The organism is Albidovulum litorale (assembly GCF_025751495.1).
Classification (GTDB): Bacteria; Pseudomonadota; Alphaproteobacteria; order Rhodobacterales; family Rhodobacteraceae; genus Albidovulum; species Albidovulum litorale.
Genome location: NZ_JAOWKZ010000004.1, coordinates 362101 through 380555 on the forward strand (window position 1 = coordinate 362101; position 18455 = coordinate 380555).

General features: G+C 64.6%; 22 protein-coding genes. 14 read left to right on the forward strand and 8 right to left on the reverse strand.

Annotated elements, in window-relative coordinates:
• Positions 1 to 76 precede the first annotated feature (76 nt).
• The 5 genes from OEZ71_RS16995 (at position 77) to OEZ71_RS17015 (ending at position 3906) form a co-directional block, all read left to right on the forward strand.
• On the forward strand, positions 77 to 994 hold the full coding sequence (locus OEZ71_RS16995) for a Hint domain-containing protein (RefSeq protein ID WP_263741243.1): 918 nt from the start codon (positions 77 to 79) through the stop codon (positions 992 to 994).
• Positions 995 to 1034: 40 nt separating this feature from the next.
• Complete coding sequence (gene mtgA / locus OEZ71_RS17000; RefSeq protein WP_263741244.1) at positions 1035 to 1769, forward strand: monofunctional biosynthetic peptidoglycan transglycosylase; 735 nt, start codon at positions 1035 to 1037, stop codon at positions 1767 to 1769.
• A gap of 53 nt (positions 1770 to 1822) precedes the next feature.
• Positions 1823 to 2488, forward strand: a complete 666-nt coding sequence (fzlA, locus tag OEZ71_RS17005) for an FtsZ-binding protein FzlA (RefSeq protein ID WP_263741245.1) — start codon at positions 1823 to 1825, stop codon at positions 2486 to 2488.
• 72 nt (positions 2489 to 2560) lie between these two features.
• Positions 2561 to 3613: a tRNA epoxyqueuosine(34) reductase QueG gene (gene queG, locus OEZ71_RS17010; protein ID WP_263741246.1), complete on the forward strand. Its 1053-nt coding sequence runs from the start codon at positions 2561 to 2563 to the stop codon at positions 3611 to 3613.
• A 98-nt stretch (positions 3614 to 3711) separates the two neighbouring features.
• Complete coding sequence (locus OEZ71_RS17015; RefSeq protein ID WP_263741247.1) at positions 3712 to 3906, forward strand: hypothetical protein; 195 nt, start codon at positions 3712 to 3714, stop codon at positions 3904 to 3906.
• A gap of 3 nt (positions 3907 to 3909) precedes the next feature.
• On the opposite strand, the gene OEZ71_RS17020 is transcribed toward OEZ71_RS17015, so the two are convergent.
• Entirely contained in the window at positions 3910 to 4629 is a 720-nt protein-coding gene (locus tag OEZ71_RS17020) for an ankyrin repeat domain-containing protein (protein ID WP_263741248.1), read from the reverse strand.
• Positions 4630 to 4660: 31 nt separating this feature from the next.
• On the opposite strand from OEZ71_RS17020, the gene OEZ71_RS17025 reads away from it, so the two are divergent.
• Positions 4661 to 5464: an ion transporter gene (locus OEZ71_RS17025; protein ID WP_263741249.1), complete on the forward strand. Its 804-nt coding sequence runs from the start codon at positions 4661 to 4663 to the stop codon at positions 5462 to 5464.
• Positions 5465 to 5470: 6 nt separating this feature from the next.
• Here OEZ71_RS17025 and dxs read toward each other — a convergent pair whose 3' ends face one another.
• Positions 5471 to 7387: a 1-deoxy-D-xylulose-5-phosphate synthase gene (dxs, locus tag OEZ71_RS17030; RefSeq protein WP_263741250.1), complete on the reverse strand. Its 1917-nt coding sequence runs from the start codon at positions 7385 to 7387 to the stop codon at positions 5471 to 5473.
• 407 nt (positions 7388 to 7794) lie between these two features.
• Between dxs and OEZ71_RS17035 the strand changes: the two genes are divergently transcribed.
• Entirely contained in the window at positions 7795 to 8484 is a 690-nt protein-coding gene (locus OEZ71_RS17035; RefSeq protein ID WP_263741251.1) for a hypothetical protein, read from the forward strand.
• 119 nt (positions 8485 to 8603) lie between these two features.
• On the opposite strand, the gene OEZ71_RS17040 is transcribed toward OEZ71_RS17035, so the two are convergent.
• From OEZ71_RS17040 to OEZ71_RS17060, 5 genes are all read right to left on the reverse strand, one after another.
• Positions 8604 to 9464 carry a polyprenyl synthetase family protein gene (locus tag OEZ71_RS17040; protein WP_263741252.1) on the reverse strand — a complete coding sequence of 287 codons (861 nt, stop codon included), beginning with the start codon at positions 9462 to 9464 and terminating at the stop codon, positions 8604 to 8606.
• Positions 9465 to 9467: 3 nt separating this feature from the next.
• On the reverse strand, positions 9468 to 9704 hold the full coding sequence (locus OEZ71_RS17045) for an exodeoxyribonuclease VII small subunit (protein ID WP_263741253.1): 237 nt from the start codon (positions 9702 to 9704) through the stop codon (positions 9468 to 9470).
• Entirely contained in the window at positions 9701 to 10633 is a 933-nt protein-coding gene (locus tag OEZ71_RS17050) for a histone deacetylase family protein (RefSeq protein ID WP_263741254.1), read from the reverse strand. Before OEZ71_RS17050 ends, OEZ71_RS17045 begins: the two co-directional genes overlap by 4 nt.
• A gap of 61 nt (positions 10634 to 10694) precedes the next feature.
• Positions 10695 to 11411, reverse strand: a complete 717-nt coding sequence (locus tag OEZ71_RS17055) for a response regulator (protein WP_263741255.1) — start codon at positions 11409 to 11411, stop codon at positions 10695 to 10697.
• Positions 11408 to 11917 carry a MarR family winged helix-turn-helix transcriptional regulator gene (locus OEZ71_RS17060; RefSeq protein ID WP_263741256.1) on the reverse strand — a complete coding sequence of 170 codons (510 nt, stop codon included), beginning with the start codon at positions 11915 to 11917 and terminating at the stop codon, positions 11408 to 11410. The genes OEZ71_RS17055 and OEZ71_RS17060 overlap by 4 nt, the downstream gene beginning before the upstream one ends.
• Positions 11918 to 12083: 166 nt before the next feature.
• On the opposite strand from OEZ71_RS17060, the gene OEZ71_RS17065 reads away from it, so the two are divergent.
• Positions 12084 to 12953, forward strand: coding sequence for a branched-chain amino acid aminotransferase (locus tag OEZ71_RS17065; RefSeq protein ID WP_263741257.1), 870 nt, complete (start codon positions 12084 to 12086; stop codon positions 12951 to 12953).
• Positions 12954 to 13035: 82 nt separating this feature from the next.
• Here OEZ71_RS17065 and OEZ71_RS17070 read toward each other — a convergent pair whose 3' ends face one another.
• The gene (locus tag OEZ71_RS17070; protein ID WP_263741258.1) at positions 13036 to 13893 is read right to left on the reverse strand and encodes an SDR family oxidoreductase; all 858 of its coding nucleotides are present in this window, start codon (positions 13891 to 13893) and stop codon (positions 13036 to 13038) included.
• A gap of 114 nt (positions 13894 to 14007) precedes the next feature.
• On the opposite strand from OEZ71_RS17070, the gene paaA reads away from it, so the two are divergent.
• The 6 genes from paaA to OEZ71_RS17100 are packed head-to-tail and all read left to right on the forward strand — an operon-like array spanning position 14008 to position 18278.
• Positions 14008 to 15003 carry a 1,2-phenylacetyl-CoA epoxidase subunit PaaA gene (gene paaA, locus OEZ71_RS17075; protein WP_263741259.1) on the forward strand — a complete coding sequence of 332 codons (996 nt, stop codon included), beginning with the start codon at positions 14008 to 14010 and terminating at the stop codon, positions 15001 to 15003.
• A gap of 60 nt (positions 15004 to 15063) precedes the next feature.
• The gene (gene paaB / locus OEZ71_RS17080) at positions 15064 to 15348 is read left to right on the forward strand and encodes a 1,2-phenylacetyl-CoA epoxidase subunit PaaB (protein ID WP_263741438.1); all 285 of its coding nucleotides are present in this window, start codon (positions 15064 to 15066) and stop codon (positions 15346 to 15348) included.
• On the forward strand, positions 15348 to 16088 hold the full coding sequence (gene paaC, locus OEZ71_RS17085; RefSeq protein ID WP_263741260.1) for a 1,2-phenylacetyl-CoA epoxidase subunit PaaC: 741 nt from the start codon (positions 15348 to 15350) through the stop codon (positions 16086 to 16088). The genes paaB and paaC overlap by 1 nt, the downstream gene beginning before the upstream one ends.
• Entirely contained in the window at positions 16085 to 16558 is a 474-nt protein-coding gene (paaD, locus tag OEZ71_RS17090; protein WP_263741261.1) for a 1,2-phenylacetyl-CoA epoxidase subunit PaaD, read from the forward strand. Before paaC ends, paaD begins: the two co-directional genes overlap by 4 nt.
• 9 nt (positions 16559 to 16567) lie before the next feature.
• Positions 16568 to 17617 carry a 2Fe-2S iron-sulfur cluster-binding protein gene (locus OEZ71_RS17095; RefSeq protein ID WP_263741262.1) on the forward strand — a complete coding sequence of 350 codons (1050 nt, stop codon included), beginning with the start codon at positions 16568 to 16570 and terminating at the stop codon, positions 17615 to 17617.
• The gene (locus OEZ71_RS17100; RefSeq protein WP_263741263.1) at positions 17607 to 18278 is read left to right on the forward strand and encodes a class I SAM-dependent DNA methyltransferase; all 672 of its coding nucleotides are present in this window, start codon (positions 17607 to 17609) and stop codon (positions 18276 to 18278) included. The genes OEZ71_RS17095 and OEZ71_RS17100 overlap by 11 nt, the downstream gene beginning before the upstream one ends.
• The last annotated feature ends 177 nt before the right edge of the window (positions 18279 to 18455 follow it).

Consider the following 18455-nt stretch of genomic DNA (forward strand, 5'->3'; position numbering starts at 1 on the left):
ATTAACAAACCATACCGGATTCGTTCACTATGCACGTCTCCAAACCGGCCGAGAGCGGCCATGCCGACCAACGACAATGCCTACCAACTACACCGACCAGTTCTATTCGTTCGACCCCGCCAACCCGCCACCCGTAGGGACTGCAGTGTCATTCAGCCAAATGACGCTGACGGATTCGAACGATGACGGCGACCTGGACCGTTTCAACGGGGACAGCGTCGATGGCGTGGATATCCTGCGTTCCTATCCGGGCGATACGGTTACGATCAACGTACCGGGTGTGGGTAACGTCACCTATACCGGCACCACCTTCTACATGCAGGATGGAAGCAGGATATTCACGCCGACCGACGGACAGGTCCTGCAGGACGGGACCTTTGTCTCGTCCACCTGGGTCACCGTTCAGGGACCGCTGCTGGTCGGCGATCTCGGCCCGCCCTGTTTCACACCCGGAACGCTGATCCGGGTGCCGGATGGTGCCGTGCCTGTCGAAACCCTGAAGGTTGGAGACAAGGTCGAGACTTTGGATCACGGGCCGCAGACCTTGCGCTGGATCGGGCAGACGGAAGTGGACGGGTCCGGCGAACTGGCCCCGGTGGCCATCGCGGCAGGGGCGCTCGGCAATGAGCACGATCTTCTGGTCTCGTCCGAGCACCGGATGCTGATCACGGGCTGGGAGGCGGAACTGCATTTCGCCGAGGAAGAAGTTCTGGTGGCGGCCAAGCATCTGGTCGGGCTGGAGGGTATTACCTATCGTCCCATGACCCGGGTCAAGTATCTGCACCTGCTCTTCGACCGGCACGAGATCGTTTTCGCCGAGGGCGCGCCGAGCGAGAGCCTTTACCCCTCAAGCTGGATGATCGCCGGGGATCGCGCCCTACGGGCCGAGATCGAAGCGGTGTTCCCGGATCTCATGGACAGGCTCGATGGCCCGCCGGTTCCGGCGGCGCGGCGCGTGGTCAGCCGACGTGAGGCGTTTCTGATCGCAGCCTGAGGCTTGACCCGGAGGGGCGGGGCGTGGTTCATCTCGGCCAATGGCCACGAGCAGAAAAACAGCGTCGAAATCGAAAAAGAAGCCTGCCGCGAAACGCTCCGGCTGGACGCTGAGGGATGCCCTGCGGCTGGCGCGGCGGGCGGTCCTGGGCGTGGTCGCGGCCTTTCTTGTGCTTGTTGTCCTCTTCACCGTCCTCCCGCCGGTCCTGACGCCCTACATGATCGCCGAAAGCTGGCGGCAGGGCGGGATCGACCGCGACTGGGTGGCGCTAGAGGATATGTCGCCGCATCTGGCGCGGTCGGTCGTGGCGGCGGAGGACGCGAATTTCTGCCTGCACTGGGGGTTCGACATGAAGGCGATCCGCGCGGCGCTGGACGAAGGCGCGGGGCGCGGGGCCTCCACCATCAGCCAGCAGGTGGTCAAGAACGTGTTCCTCTGGCAGGGGCGAAGCTGGCCGCGGAAGGCGATGGAGGCGGTGATGACGCCGGTCGTTGAGCTTGTCTGGTCCAAACGGCGCATCGTCGAGGTCTATCTGAACGTGGCCGAGACCGGGAAGGGCGCCTTTGGGGCCGAGGCCGCCGCGCAGCGCTATTTCGGCATATCTGCGAAGGATCTGAGCGCGACACAGGCCGCGCTGATCGCCGCTGCCCTGCCCGATCCGAAGGGCCGCAACCCGGCGCGGCCTTCGGGTTTCCTCAGGAAACGCGCCCGGTCCATTGCCGACGGGGCGGCGACGATCCGCGCCGATGGACGCGCCGACTGCTTCGAGGATTGAACCGGGGGGCCGCCATCGCTATCACGGATATCAGTCCCGCGCGAGCCTTACCCATGACCCGTCTTTATCACGTTCCCCTGTCGCCCTTCTGCCGCAAGGTCCGCCTGACGCTGGCCGAGAAGAAGGTCGAGGTGGAGCTGGTCGAGGAACGTTACTGGGAGCAGGACCCGGAGTTCCTGCGCCGCAATCCGGCGGCGAAAATCCCGGTGATCCGGCTCAATGGCAAGACCATGTCGGAAAGCCAGGCGATCTGCGAATATCTGGAGGACACGATCCCCGAGCCGCGGCTGATGCCCAAGGACGCCGAGGGCCGGTATGAGGTGCGCCGCCTGTGTTCCTGGTTCGATGACAAGTTTCATGACGAGGTGACGTCGAAACTGGTCTACGAGCGCGTGAACAAGAAGGTGATGAAGCAGGGCTATCCGGATTCGAAGAACGTGAAGTCCGGCGCGACGCGGATCAAGTATCACCTCGATTACATGCACTGGCTTCTGGATCAGCGCCGCTGGCTGGCCGGAAACGAGATGACGCTGGCCGATTTCGCCGCCGCCGCGCATCTGTCGAGCCTTGATTACATCTCGGACGTGGACTGGAACCGCAGCCAGAACGTCAAGGACTGGTACGCCAAGATCAAGTCGCGGCCCTCGTTCCGGTCGATCCTCGCCGATCAGGTGCCGGGCTTCCCGCCGCCCGCGCATTATGCCGATCTGGATTTCTGACCGCCAAAGCCGGGGGCGCTGCCCCCGGACCCCCGGAGTATTTCCGGACAGAAAGTGGGAAGGTCTGTTTTCATGTCCGATCTGAAAGCGCGTTTGGTCGAGCGGGCGCTGGCGGAGGGGTTTTCAGCCGTGGGTCTCTGTGCGCCGGATGCGATCCCGGAGGCGGCGGGCCGGTTGGCGGATTTCGTCGCGGCGGGGCGGCACGGGCAGATGAGCTGGATGGCGGAGCGGATGGGCTGGCGCGGCGATCCGGCCGCGCTCTGGCCCGAGGCGCGCACGGTGATCATGCTGGCCGAGGCCTATACGCCGGAGGGTGATCCGCTGGCGGTGCTGGAGGAGCCCGGTGTGGCCGCCGTGTCGTGCTACGCGCAGGGCCGCGATTACCACGATCTGGTCAAGAAGCGGCTGAAGCGGGTTGGCCGCTGGCTGATCGAGGCGGCGGCGCGGGAGGGCGTGGCAGCGGAGATCAAGGTGTTCGTCGATACCGCGCCGGTGATGGAAAAGCCGCTCGGTCAGGCGGCGGGGCTGGGTTGGCAGGGCAAGCATACCAATCTGGTGGGGCGCGAGCTGGGAAGCTGGTTCTTTCTCGGGGCGATCTTCACCACGCTCGATCTGCCGAAGGACGCGGCCGAGGTCGATCATTGCGGATCGTGCCGGGCCTGTCTGGATGTCTGCCCGACAAAGGCCTTCCCCGCGCCTTATCAGCTGGATGCGCGGCGCTGCATTTCCTATCTGACGATCGAGCATAAGGGGCCGGTGGAGGAGGAATTGCGGGGGCTGATGGGCAACCGCATCTATGGCTGCGACGATTGTCTGGCGGTCTGTCCGTGGAACAAGTTCGCGGTTGAGGCCCACGAGGCGGGTTATGCGGCGCGGGTTGGCGCGCCTGATCTGGCGGAACTGGCGGGGCTGGACGATGCGGGTTTCAGGGCGCGGTTTTCCGGCAGTCCGATCAAGCGGATCGGGCGCGACCGGTTCGTGCGTAACGTGCTTTATGCAATCGGAAATTCCGGCCTGCCGCAGCTCGGGCCGGTTGCAGCGCGTCTGGTCGCCGACGCCGATCCGGCGGTGGCCGATGCCGCTGCTTGGGCATTGTCCCGATTGATGGAATCCCGCCCAGGTTGATTAAATCAGCAGCAATAAGGGGTGGAAATTGCGCCGATTCGGCCCCATCTTGAATGTACTCTCGCCCCTGTGGCGCGGGAGACCGGAAGGAGGATGTCATGAGCCGGCATATTGTCGACCGTCGTAAATCGCCCGAAGGTGGCCGCCTGAAGAACTTCGTCGAGGTCGAGAAGACCCATGGCGAGGAAGGCTCTCACCCGGCCGCGAAGGCCTTGCATGAGCGCCCCGTGGAACGGAACAACTCGGCAAAACTGCGCGAGTATTTCCGCATTGAGCGCGGGCACACCGCCTGACGGTCAGCGACCGGCGCGGATCAGCCGGGCGATTTCCCCGTATCCCCTCGCCTCGGCGAGCATGAGTGGCGTAGCGCCGTCGCGGTCGGCGATCGACGCATCGGCGCCCGCCGCGACGAGTGCGCGGACGACCTCCTGATGGTTCTTTCCACCGTCGCCGAGTACGACCGCCTCGATCAGGGCGGTCCAGCCCAGATTGTTGATGTGATCGAGCGGCGCGCCGGCGGCGATCAGGCGGCGCACGACCTCGGCATGGCCGAGATGGGCGGCGGCGATGAGCGCGGTGCCGTCCCAGCGGCTGGTCGTGAGGCCGGGATCGTTGCCAAGGTCGATGGCATGCGACATGAACTCGGGATCGTCAGCGACCGCGGCGATGGTGACGAGGTCATAAGCCTCGCCATCGAGCGCGTTCAAGTCGGCCCCCGCCTCGGAAAGGACGGTGAGTGCTGCTTCCTGCGAGGCGAAGGCGGCGATATGCGCGGGGGTGCGGCGGCGGCGATCGCGGGCGTTCACGTCGGCACCTTCGGCAATGAGGCGGCGGATCGTCTCGGTATCGCCGTTATGAGCGGCGCGGTGCAGGGGCGGAAAGGCGGCGATTTCGGCCGCATCCGGTACGGTTTGGGCAAGAGCGGGCGCGGCGATCAGGCAGAGCGAGAGAATGAGGTGCAGCACGGTGTTCTCCTTGATCTGAATGGCCTTGCCGGGGGCGGCCCCTGTTTCCATATGAAAGCGGAAAAGGACGAAGGGCGCCAGAATGTCATTACGCGAAAGAGTTTCCGTTTTTCTCGAACGCCCCGAGGTGAGGTATGGGATCATCGGTGTGATCCTGTTCAACGCGGCCATCCTCGGGCTTGAGACTTCGGCGACGGCGATGGCGGCGGCTGGGCCGCTTCTTGTCGTTCTGGACAGTCTCTGCCTTGCGGTCTTCGTGGTGGAGTTGGCAGCGAAGCTCTATGCCCGCCGTCTGTCCTTCTTCCGTGACGGCTGGAACATTTTTGACTTTGCGATCGTGGCGGTGGCGCTGGTTCCGGCGGGTCAGGGATTCGCGGTCTTGCGGGTGCTGCGCATCCTGCGGGTGCTGAGAGTCATTTCCGTCACGCCACGGCTGCGGCGGGTGGTGGAGGGGTTCATCTCTGCCCTGCCGGGCATGGGGTCCGTCTTCCTGCTGATGGGGATCGTTTTCTACGCGGCTTCCGTCATGGCGACGAAGCTCTTTGGGGCAAGTTTTCCCGACTGGTTCGGCACGCTCGGCCGGTCGGGCTATTCGCTCTTTCAGATCATGACCCTGGAAAGCTGGTCGATGGGCATCGTTCGACCGGTCATGGATGTCTATCCGCTGGCCTGGACCTTCTTCGTGCCCTTCATCCTCGTCACGACCTTCGCGGTTATGAACCTTGTCGTCGGCCTTATCGTCAATTCGATGCAGGAAGCGCATGACGAAGAGGAAATCGCCCGGACCGACAGCTATCGGGATGAGGTTCTGGTACGGTTGGCGCAGATCGAGGCGAAACTCGATCAGGCGCAGGATAGCAGGGAGCGGATGGACAGGGTCGGCTGACCGCGCTCAGGCGCGTTTGCTTGCAACCGATGCGACGCCAAGCACGTCGAGCACCTTGGCCTCGATATGGGCGGAATCCATACCGGCTGTGGCGTACATGTCCTCGGGTGATGCCTGGTCGATGAAGGTGTCGGGCAGGACCATGGAGCGGTATTTCAGGCCGCGGTCAAAGACGCCTTCCTCGGCCAGAAGCTGTGCGACATGGGAGCCGAAGCCACCGATGGCGCCTTCTTCGATGGTGATCAACGCCTCGTGTTCCGCAGCCAACCGCAGGATCAGATCGCGGTCCAGCGGTTTGGCGAAGCGGGCATCGGCGACAGTGGGGGCGAGCCCGCGCTGGGCGAGGGCTTCACGGGCTTTCAGCACCTCGGCCAGCCTTGTGCCGAAGGAGAGGATCGCAACGCGGCCACCCTCGGCGATGATGCGGCCCTTGCCGATCTCCAGGGGCGCGCCCCGTTCGGGCATGTCCACGCCCACGCCTTCGCCGCGCGGAAAGCGGAAGGCTGAGGGGCGGTCGTTAATGGCGGCGGCGGTGGCGACCATATGGACCAGCTCTGCCTCATCGGCGGCGGCCATGACGACCATGTCGGGCAGGTTCGATAGGAAGGCGATGTCGAAGGCCCCGGCATGGGTGGCACCGTCGGCGCCGACGAGACCCGCGCGGTCGATGGCGAAACGCACCGGCAGGCGCTGGATCGCCACGTCGTGGACAATCTGATCGTAGCCGCGTTGCAGGAAGGTCGAATAGAGCGCGCAGAAGGGTTTCAGCCCCGCCGCCGCGAGCCCGGCCGAGAAGGTCACGGCATGCTGTTCGGCGATGCCGACATCAAAGCAGCGCTTCGGGAAACGCTCGGCAAAAAGGTTCAGCCCGGTGCCGTCGGGCATCGCGGCGGTGATGGCGACGATCTTGTCGTCCTTCTCGGCCTCCCGGATCAGCGACTGGGCGAAGACCTTGGTATAGGAGGGCGCGTTCGAGGGCGCCTTTTTCTGCTCGCCCGTCACCACGTCGAACTTGGCCGTTGCGTGGCCCTTGTCGGCGGCGCGTTCGGCGGGCGCATAGCCCTTGCCCTTCTTGGTCAGCACATGGATCAGCATCGGTCCGGTGGCGCGGTCATGGACCGTGCGCAGGACGGTCAGAAGCTGCTCCATGTCATGGCCGTCGATCGGACCGACATAGGAAAAGCCAAGCTCTTCGAACATCGTGCCGCCGACGGTCATGCCTTTCAGCATCTCTTTCGCTCGCCGCGCGCCTTCCTGGAAGGGCTCGGGCAGAAGGCTGATCGCGCCTTTCGCGGCGGCCTTAAATTCCTGATAGGGCGCGCCTGCATAAAGCCGCGAGAGATAGGCCGACATCGCGCCCACGGGCGGGGCGATCGACATCTCGTTATCGTTGAGGATGACGAAGAGCCGCTTTTTCAGATGGCCCGCATTGTTCAGCGCCTCATAGGCCATGCCCGCGCTCATCGCGCCATCGCCGATGACGGCGACCGCATCGCCCGGCTCACCGCCGAGGTCGCGGGCGGCGGCGAAGCCAAGCGCGGCGGAAATCGAGGTGGAACTGTGGGCCGCGCCGAACGGGTCGTACGGGCTTTCCGAGCGTTTGGTGAAGCCCGACAGCCCGTCCTTCATCCGCAAGGTGCGAATGCGGTCGCGCCGCCCGGTCAGGATCTTGTGCGGATAGCACTGATGCCCCACGTCCCAGATGATTTTGTCGCGCGGCGTATCGAAGATGGCGTGAAGTGCTACGGTGAGTTCCACCACGCCGAGCCCCGCGCCGAGATGCCCGCCGGTCACCGAGACAGCGCTGATCGTCTCGGCCCTAAGCTCATCGGCAACCTGACGCAACTCGCGATCCGACAGGCCCTTGAGATCGGCCGGAACCTTCACGCGGTCCAGTAGCGGTGTAATCGGTCTGTCAGTCACGGACGGGTCCTGAGGCATATTTTGGTTGGTTTAGTCGCAAACACGGCCGGGGACAATCGGGCGCGGACATATCGGGGCCGGGAAGCGGCTGGGTCGGATTGCGGTGATGCGTCGTCAAGATTGTGCGGAGTGCAGCGCGTTCCCCTATGAGGCATCCAAATCTTGCCCATAGCCAATCGAATTCAGGACACAATCATTTGCGATCCGACCTCAATCCGATGGTCGGTAAATAGGCGCAGGGGTTTTCCCGTATGAGGCGCGGGATCATCGGTTGCCTGCGGCGTGGCAGATGCCGCTTCCCAGAACGGGATTGAAAGATGACGAATTATACTCCTGTCTCCCGTGTTCGCTGCCCGGGGCAGCGTTGCTTGCCAGTACTGTTGTTTAGCCTTGCCACGAGCCTTTCGATGTCGAGCGGCACATTTGCCGGCAGTGTGGTTGTGCCGTCCAACACTGACGCAGGCGGAGCCGGGATTGCCCAGCCCTTCGCGGTCAGCGATCAGACCGTCGATCTGCTCACCGGTCTGATCGGGATTGAGCGCGACATGATGCTGGGACAACTTTTCCTTCAGGACGGGCTTACAAGCACGGAAGGGTCGCATTTCACCCATCCGCGGCGTGACAATTTCCCGTTGATCAAGGACGGTCTGGCGAATGCCGGTGTGGCTGATCTCGAGCCGTTGCTGATCGCGCTGGAAGGGGCAAGCGGCCGCGAGGCGGTCAATGCGGCCTATATCGATGTGCTGTCTGCCGTTCAGCAGGCGAAGGTGATGTTGCAGCCCACGGCGCAGGATTTCCTCGCTGCCGTGAAAAACACCGCCGCCGAAGCGGGTGAGATGCTCGATCCGTCCGGCACGACCGACGTGGTGTCGTTCCAGGAATGCTGGGGCCTTTTGATGGTTGCCCGCAATCAGCTGGACGAGCTGATCATGACGGGCGATCCGGCCTCGAAAAAGGCGGCTCAGGGTGTGGCGCTGGCATTCGACGATGTCGTTCTGTCGCTACCAGATCCCAATGCCAAGGCGCCGGTCGCGTTTGATCCGGCGATCGTCCAGGGCCTGGTATCGGCGCTGGAACAAGCCGCGACCGCAATCTGAGTCCGGTTCGGAACGCGCAATCATAAACGACACAGGTTGCGGGAGCGTCTGCGCCTGTGTCGCCTTTTTATATGGTGACGACAAAGCCGCTGTCTCCGGCAGCCGAAGCGCCTGCGGCCTCAGGCGTCACGGGCGATTACGAAACGCGCGGCCTCTTTCAGCAGGTCGGCCTTCATTCCGTAGGGCGCAAGCGCCGCCTCGGCCTCTGCCACCAGTTCGCGGGCACGGGTTTTAGCGCCCTTCAGGCCGAGGAGCGAGACGAAGGTGGCCTTGCCCGCCGCCGCATCCTTCCCGAGCTTCTTGCCCGCCTTCTTCGGATCGCCCTCCACATCAAGGATGTCGTCGGCGATCTGGAAGGCGAGGCCGAGGGCGCGGGCGTAATCCTCAAGCGGCCGGGTATCGGCCCCGGCGAGGATCGCCCCCGCGGTCGCGGCGAAAGTGAAGAGCGCGCCGGTCTTGCCTGCCTGCAACCGGGTGATTTCATCCAGCGTCAGAGGGTCGGTGGCCGTCTCGGCCGCGATGTCGAGCGCCTGACCCAGCACCATTCCCTCGGCCCCCGAGGCTTTCGCGAGCGCCGTCACAAGGTCGATGCGGCGGGCTCCAAGCGACGGGTCGCAGCAAAGCTCAAAGGCCAGCGTCTGCAAGGCGTCACCCGCCAGCACGGCCGTCGCCTGATCCCATTTCACATGGACCGTGGGCTGGCCGCGGCGCAGGTCGTCGTCATCCATGCAAGGCAGGTCGTCATGCACCAGCGAATAGGCATGCAAAGCCTCGACCGCGGCGGCGGCGGCCATCGCCTCGCCCTCATGAATGCCGTGCAGGCGCGCGCTCTCAAGAACGAGGAAGGCGCGCAGGCGCTTGCCGCCCTGAAGCGCATAGCGCATCGCATGGATCACGGGCAGGTCGGGGTGAAAGGCGAGCGCGTGGTCGAGCGCCTCCTGCACCTTGCCCTGCACCCGTTTCAGGCGCTCTGGAAACATGGGTCAGAGGCCTTCGACCGGTGTCGTTCCTGTCGGCTGACCGTCGGGACCAAGCGTGATCTTGGCGACCTTCTCTTCGGCCTCTTTCAGCTTCTTCTCGCAATGGGCCTTCAGACGGGCGCCCTGTTCGTAAAGCGCGATGGATTTCTCCAGCTCCACATTGCCCGATTCGAGGTCGCGCACGACGCCTTCCAGCGCATTCATCGCCTCTTCAAAGCTCATCTTGGCAATGTCGCTCATCCGCCCCGCTCCATCAGCACCCGAACATGCGCCGCGACCGAGCGGCCCAGCGCCGCGAGATCATAGCCACCCTCCAGCGAGGATACCACCCGGCCTTCGCAGCAATCCTCGGCCAGATCGCAGATCGCATGGGTGATCCACGCGAAATCCGCCTCGGTCCAGTTCAGGCCCGCCAGCGGGTCGTCGCGATGGGCGTCGAAGCCCGCGCTCACAAGGATGAGGTCGGGCGCGAAATCCCGCACCTGTTCCAACGCCCCTTCCCATGCCAGGCGCATCTCATGCCCGCCGGAGCCGGAGGTCAGCGGCAGATTGACGATCTGGCCATGGGCGCCGGTCTCATCCGCCCGGCCAGTGCCCGGGTAAAGCGGCATCTGGTGGGAGGAGACAAACATCGCACGGCGCTCGTCCCAGAGCAGGTCCTGTGTCCCATTGCCGTGGTGGACGTCGAAATCGAGCACCGCGACGCGTCCAAGGCCACGCGCATCGAGCGCGTATTTCGCGGCGATGGCGACGGTGCCGAACAGGCAGAACCCCATCGCGCGTTCGCGTTCCGCATGATGCCCCGGTGGTCGCATTGCGATGAAGGCATTCGCAGCCTCGCCCGCGATCACCGCCTCCACCGCTGCCTCCGCCGCCCCGATGGCGCGCAGGGCGGCCTCCCAGGATCCCGGCGCCATGAAGGTATCGCCGTCGAGCTGGGACCAGCCCTTTTCTGGCCGGGCGCTGCGAACCAGATCGAGATAGGCAGCCGAATGGCAGCGCAGAACCTCCTCCGCATCGGCCGTCGGCGCAGTCCTTCGATCAAGTGCCCCAAACTCCTCACCCCGCAGGGCGGCATAGATCGCCTCAAGCCGTGCCACCTGTTCGGGATGGCCGGGCGGCGTGACATGGGCAAGCCCGGATTCATGCGTCAGGAAAATCGTGCTCACCGTGTCCGCCTTTTGTCTTGCAAAAAACACTTTCGCCGAAGGTATGACCGGCCCCGACGGGTCATTCGGGGGCCAGCATGTAACCCGCGCCGCGCACGGTCTGAAGATAGCGGGGCTGCTTCGGGTCGATCTCGAACTTGCGGCGAAGCCGCGTGATCTGGACATCGACCGCACGTTCCTGTGCCTGCCCGTTTCCGCCCCGGCCCGTCGCGCGGCCCAGATCCTCCACCAGTTGCGTGCGGCTGACCGGCTCGCCCGGTTTCGCCGCAAAGATACGCATCAGCGCGGCTTCCGTGGCGGTCAGCCGGACGAGACTGTCGCCGCGCCACATCTCGCCCCGATCGACATCGTAGCGGACGGGGCCGAGGTTCAGGACTTTCGGTGTCTTGGGTTCGACGACGACCGGCGTGCGGCGAAGGATCGCGTTGATGCGGAGCAGCAACTCTTTCGGCTCGAAGGGTTTGGCCAGATAGTCGTCGGCCCCCGCCTCCAGCCCCGCGATGCGGTCGGCGGTTTCGCCCTTGGCGGTCAGAAGCAGGATCGGCGTTTTCATCGTCTCGCGCAGGGATCGCGTCAGGCTGACCCCGTCCTCGCCCGGCATCATCACATCCATGACGATGAGGTCGAAATCGAGCCCGCCGAGCAGCCGCCGCGCATGGGCCGCGTCGCGGGCGGCGGTAACGAAAAATCCGCTGCGGATCAGGAATTTCTGCAATAGCCCCCGGATGCGTTCGTCATCGTCGACGATCAACAGATGGATATCGGCCTGCGCATTCATGAACTTGTATCCCTGATTGACTGGTAATGCCGGCGGATCTCGGGGTCCATCATCGCCTCGAGCACCTGCCGGAACCCCGCCACCGCGGCAGGCCCCGCGGCGCGGTAGGCCGAGCGCATCCTTGCGCGCTGGGCGTCGCTGAGTTCGCGTTCCAGTTCCGCGCCCTTCTGGGTCAGGAAGAGGTTCCTTTCCCGCTTGTCCTTGCGACCGACGCGGGCCTCGACCAGACCGTCCTCTACCAGCGTCCGCAGGACCCGGTTCAGCGACTGCTTGGTCACGCCGAGCATGGTCAGAAGCGTGTTGACCGTCAGCCCCGGCTGGCGGTTGATGAAATGGATCGCCCGGTGATGGGCGCGGCCATATTCGTAGTTTTCGAGAATGCGGTCAGGATCGGCGGTGAAGGCACGATAGGCAAAGAACATCGCCTCAATGCCCTTCCTGAGCTGTTCATCTGTCAGGAACAGCAGGCTCTCGCCGCCCTGCGTCCCCGGACTGCCCGTTGTCACGGTTCTGATCCCCGCTTGTCCAGCCTGTATGCGCCGATTTTATGTCAGCTATGTTGACTTTCCAAGAGTCAACTGATAGCGAATCCCGGATTTGGCGCAATATTATGTCCGATACGGACCTAAATGGCGCAATATTTGCAAAACGGGCGCGCCCGAGGAGGATGAGATGGCAGCGGCTTACGACGATCGCGACGGCAAGATCTGGATGGACGGCAAGCTCGTGGAATGGCGCGACGCCAAGGTCCATATCCTGACCCATGCGCTGCATTACGCCTCTTCGGTCTTCGAGGGCGAACGCTGCTATAACGGCAAGATCTTCAAGGGGCATGAGCATTCCAAGCGCCTCCTGCGCTCGGGTGAACTGCTGGACATGCCGATCCCCTACTCGGCGGAGGAAATCGACGCGGCCAAGGAAGCGGTCCTGAAGGCCAATGGCTGGGACAATGCCTATATCCGGGCGCTCGCCTGGCGCGGTGCGGGCGAGGATATGGGGGTCGCGTCGAAGCGGAACCCGGTTCGGCTGGCCGTCGCTGCCTGGGAATGGGGCAATTACTACGGCGACGCCAAGATGAAGGGCGCCAAGCTCGACATCGCCAAGTGGCGCCGCCCCGATCCGGCGACGATCCCGTCCGAGGCGAAGGCGGCGGGCCTTTACATGATCTGCACCATGTCCAAGCACGCGGCTGAGGCCAAGGGCTGTTCGGATGCGATGATGCTCGACTATCGCGGCTATGTGGCCGAGGCGACCGGGGCCAATATATTCTTCGTCAAGGATGGCGAGGTCCATACGCCCCTGGCCGACTGCTTCCTCAACGGCCTGACCCGCCAGACCGTCATCCAGATGCTGAAGGACATGCAGATCAAGGTGCATGAGCGGCATATCATGCCGGACGAACTGGAAAGCTTCGAACAGTGCTGGCTGACCGGCACCGCCGCCGAGGTCACGCCGGTCGGCTCCATCGGCGACTACACCTTCGAGGTGGGCGATCTGGCAAAGCGGGTCGTGGCGGAATACGAGCGGTTGGTGCGAGCGTAAGCCGAGCAACGCGGACATGGCGGGCCGGAAACTTTCGAAGTTTCCGGCCCGATTTCTTTTCAAGAAATCGGAACCGGGCCAATTAGCCGAGGTCGTTCAGCAACGCCCTTAGGCCCGCCCGATAGTCCGGATAGGCCAGCGTCACCCCGAGGTCCCGCTTGATCCGGTCATTCGCCACACGCTTCGACTCTGCGTAGAAACTGCGGGCCATCGGGCTCATTTCGGCCTCGTCAAAGGGAACTTCGGGTGGCAGCGGCAGGCCCAGAAGGCGGGCAGCTTCAGCCAGCACATCCTCGGGCGGCGAGGGGTCGTCATCGGCGACGTTGTAAATGGCGCCGGGGTCGGGCCGGGCGATGGAAGCGGCGAGAACGCTCGCGATATCCTCGACATGGATGCGGCTGAAATACTGGTTTTCCCGGATGATGCGGCGCGCGGTGCCGTTTTTCACCTTCTCGAATGGGCCCCGTCCCGGCCCATAGATGCCGGCAAGCCGGAAGATGTGCAGGGGCAGGCCCGCGCTCTCGGCCAAGGTCTGCCACTGGCTCTCCGCGAGAACCCGTATCCGGCCACGCTTCGTCCCCGGCGCCAGGGGTGTCGTCTCATCGACCCATCCACCCTGATGATCGCCGTAGACGCCGGTGGTCGAAAGATAGCCCACCCATTGCAGATGTGGCGCGGCCGTCGCAATCGCATCCCCGTATTCAGCCAGAACCGGGTCGCCGTCATCCCCCGGCGCGATGGAGCAGAGGATATGGGTGGCGCGCGCGATCGCGGGGCTCAGATCCTCGCCCGGCCAGAGCACGGCCTCAATGCCCTGCCCCCGCAGGCGGTCGGCCTTTTCCGCCCGGCGGGTCGTGCCGATGATGGTCCAGCCCGTCAGGCGGCGGGCGAGGGCGGCGGCGGAATAGCCGTGGCCGAGAGAGAGAAGCGTTCTGGTCATGGCCGGACTATTTCGGCTTGGGCGGGCGGGTGCAAGGTGACAAAGTGTTACAAAAACAATTATGAGAACTTCGGTTCGTAACGTACTATCATGCCGCGAACGGAGGAGGCTTGCATGTATTCCCAAGGGCTGATCGGCGCTGACGGGCGGACCGGTGAGACGGAGGCGTTTCTTGCCGCGTTTCAGGCGCGCATTGATGCCGAGGAAAAGATCGAGCCGAAGGATGCGATGCCCGAGGGCTATCGCCGGACGCTTGTCCGCCAGATCGGCCAGCATGCGCATTCCGAGATCGTCGGCATGCTGCCGGAAGGCAACTGGATCACCCGCGCGCCGTCGCTGAAGCGCAAGGCGGCGCTCTTGGCCAAGGTGCAGGATGAGGGTGGCCACGGGCTCTACCTCTATTCCGCTGCCGAGACGCTGGGCGTGACGCGGGATGAGATGACCGAGGAACTGCTGGCCGGGAAGGCGAAGTACTCGTCGATCTTCAACTATCCGACGCTGACATGGGCCGATATCGGCACGATCGGCTGGCTGGTCGATGGCGCGGCGATCATGAACCAGATCCCGCTCTGCCGCTGCTCCTTCGGTCCTTACGCCCGGGCGATGATCCGCATCTGCAAGGAGGAGAGTTTCCACCAGCGGCAGGGTTACGAGATCATGCTGACCCTCTGCCGGGGGACGGAGGCACAGAAGGCGATGGCGCAGGATGCGCTGGACCGCTGGTGGTGGCCGAGCCTGATGATGTTCGGGCCGCACGATGCGGAGAGTTCGCATACCGAGCAATCGATGGCGTGGAAGATCAAGCGCTTCTCGAATGACGAATTGCGCCAGAAGTTCATCGACGCGACCGTGCCGCAGGCGGACTATCTGGGGTTGAAGGTGCCGGACCCCGCGATGCGCTGGGACGAGGCGCTGAACGGCGGCAAGGGCGGTTATCGCCACGGCGCCATCGACTGGGACGAGTTCTGGCGCGTGGTGAAAGGTGAGGGCGTTATGAACCGCGACCGGATCGCGGCGCGGAAGAAGGCCTGGGAGGATGGCGCCTGGGTGCGCGAGGCGGCGCTGGCCCATGCGGCGAAGCGGGCGGCGCGGAAGGTCGCGGCGGAGTAAGTGGAAAGCGCCGGGGGCGCTGCCCCCGGACCCCCGGAGAATTTCAAAACAGAAGAAGGGATCATGGCAGAGACACCGCTTTGGGAAGTGTTCATCCGGCCCCGGAACGGGCTGGCGCACAAGCATGTCGGTTCGCTACATGCGGCGGACGCAGTCATGGCGTTGCAGGCGGCGCGCGACGTCTATACGCGGCGCGGCGAGGGCAATTCGGTCTGGGTGGTGCCGTCTTCGGCGATCACGGCATCCGACCCTGATCATGCGGGTGAGATGTTCGAGCCGACCGGCGACAAGATCTATCGCCACCCGACCTTCTACGACATCCCCGACGAGGTGGGGCACATGTGATGCATGAGGCGCTTCTGGAAATTGCCGACGATTGCCTCGTGCTGGGCCACCGTCTGTCGGAATGGTGCGGTCATGCGCCGATGCTGGAGGAGGATCTGGCGCTGCCGAACATGGCGCTCGACCTGATCGGCGTGGCGCGGGGGCTGTATGCGCGGGCCGGGGAGATCGAGGGCAAGGGGCGTGGCGAGGACGATCTGGCGTATTTCCGGGGCGAGCGGGAGTTCCGGAATTGCCTGCTGGTCGAGCGCCCGAACGGGGATTTCGCGGCGACAATGTTGCGCCAATTGTATTTCGGGGCCTTCATGGAACCCTTCTGGCGGGCGGCTGCCGCTTCGACGGATGATGTGGTCAGGGGCATTGCCGGGAAGGCGGCGAAGGAGGTCGCCTATCACATCCGCCATGCAGGCGAATGGGTGATCCGGCTGGGCGACGGGACCGAGGAGAGCGCGGCGCGGATGGCGCATGCGGTGGAAGCGCATCACCGCTATAGCGGCGAGCTCTTTGAAAGCTCACGTGCCGCGCGAGCCGCTGAGGCGGCGGGAGTGCTGCCCCGGCGTAGTGAGATGCGGGCCGAGTGGGACCGGGTCATCGGCATGGTCTTTGTCGAGGCGGGTCTGACCGTCCCTGAAGGCGTGTTCATGCAGACAGGTGGCCGCGCGGGGCTGCATGGCGAGGATCTGGGCCATATGCTGGCCGAGATGCAGTCGGTCGCCCGCGCCCATCCGGGGGCGGTCTGGTGATTGATCTGACCCGTGCGGCAGAGGTCGCGGGCCATGTGCCTGACCCCGAGATTCCGGCTGTGACCATCGCCGATCTCGGCATCCTGCGCGGGGTCGTGGCTGAGGGCGATGTCGCCGTGGTGAAACTGTCGCCCACCTATTCCGGCTGCCCCGCCGTATTGGCTATCGAACTGGCGGTGGAGGCGGCATTGCGCGATGCGGGCATACCGGCCCGGATCGAGCGGGTGATGGAACCCGCCTGGACGACCGACTGGATCACCGAGGAGGGGCGCGACAAGCTTTGGGCCTTTGGCATCGCACCGCCGGTGGCGGGCGGCAAGGCGACGCTTTTCGCGGCACCCGAGGTCAACTGTCCGCGCTGCGGGTCTGAGGCGACCGAACGGGTCAGCGAGTTCGGCTCCACCCCCTGCAAGGCGCATTACCGTTGCAAAGGCTGCGGCGAGCCGTTCGACTATTTCAAATGCATCTGAGGGGCGGGCATGGCGTTTCATGAACTGGTTATCCGGGAGGTCTGCCCCGAGACGGAGAAGGCGGTGCGGCTGGTCTTCAATGTGCCGGACAACCTGCGCGAGACCTTTGCCTTCACCCCGGGCCAGCATCTGACGCTCAGGGCCGAGGTGAACGGCACGGACATCCGCCGCTCCTACTCCATCGCCACGGCACCGGGGGGCGAGCTTTGCGTCGGCGTCAAGCGGGTGGAGGGCGGCGCGTTTTCCGGTTTCGCCCAGGGTCTTCGGCCCGGCGACCCGGTGCAGGTGATGCCGCCCGAGGGGCGGTTCATGCTGCGGGGCGAACGGAATGTCCTCCTGATCGCGGCGGGGTCCGGGATCACGCCGATGATGGCCATCGCCGCCGCGGTACTGACGGATGGTGGTCAGGTGACGCTGGTCTACGGCAACCGCTCGGTCGAGACGATCATGTTCCGCGGCGCGCTCGACGCGCTGAAGGACCGCTATCTGGGCCGCTTCACGCTGATCCATGTTCTCAGCCGCGAGGTGCAGGATGTGGACCTGCTGAACGGGCGGATCGACGCGGCGAAGATCGCGGCACTTGCATCGGCGGGGGTGATTGACCCCTTCGGGGCCGAGGGTGTGTTCCTGTGCGGGCCGGGCGGTATGATCGAGGAAGTGACAGCGGCGCTGGCGGCGATGGGCGTCGCGCCGGAGCGTATCCATCAGGAGCATTTCTCCCAATCGGGCGAGGCGCCGCGCGCCCCGTCCCGCGCGGCCGAGAAGGCGGCGGCCGACGGCGTTTCGGTCGAGGTTCTGCTCGACGGGCGGCGGCGGCAGTTCCGCTATGAGAAAAGCGATACCGGCATCATCGATGCCGCCGCCCGTCAGGGCGTGGACCTGCCATGGTCCTGCCATGGCGGCATGTGCTGCACCTGCCGTTGCAAGGTGGTCGAGGGCAGGGCCGAGATGGCCGTGAACTATTCGCTGGAGCCGTGGGAGCTGGAGGCGGGCTTCACGCTCGCCTGCCAGTCGCGTCCGCTGACCGAAAAGCTTGTGCTGGATTTCGATGCCGCTTGACGGGCGCGGCCTGTCATGGCCCGATGACGGCATGACAGAGGACAAGCACGATCTGGACGGCGCCTATGCGCTGAAAACGCCCGGGGATTCGGAGCGTTACTACCGCGACTGGGCGACGAAATACGACGCGGATTTTGCCGAGGCCATGGAATATCGCAGCCCTTCCGTGATCGCTGCGGCCTATGCCGCGATGGGTGGCACGGGGCCGGTTCTCGATGTCGGTGCAGGCACCGGGCTGGTGGGCGAAGCGCTTGCACGGGTCGGTATCGGACCGATTGACGGGATCGACATCTCGGCCGAGATGCTGGCGGTCGCCGCGCAAAAAGGCGCCTATCGGGATACGGTCAAGGCGGACCTGACGCAGCCGCTGCCGCTGCCGGACGACGCCTATGCGGGGTGCATCAGCGCGGGGACCTTCACCACCGGCCATGTCGGACCTGACGCCTTTGCGGAACTCATGCGCATCACCCGGCCTGGCGGATGTTTTGCGGTGACGGTGCACAGCGCCTTTTACGAGGCGGCGGGATTTGCCGCGCTCTTTCAAAGGCTCGGCGGGAAGATCGCGGATTTTCGGACCGAACCGTTCCGGATCTATGGCGACGGGGCGGCAGGCGATCACGGTGATGATACCGGCTGGATCGTGAGCTTTCGGAAAGCGTGAGGGCGGGGGCAGACCCCCGGTAAAGCGTGTTTAAACCCACCTTACGTTTCGGGGAACGAGGAGGTCGTGGCCGGGCCGTTAGCCCGTTCGGCTGCGAACCTGTATCCAAATCGGAACAACCTTGATGTTTCTTCCGGAACGGGATTGAATTTGACTACGTTCCCGCGTTTTTGCGGG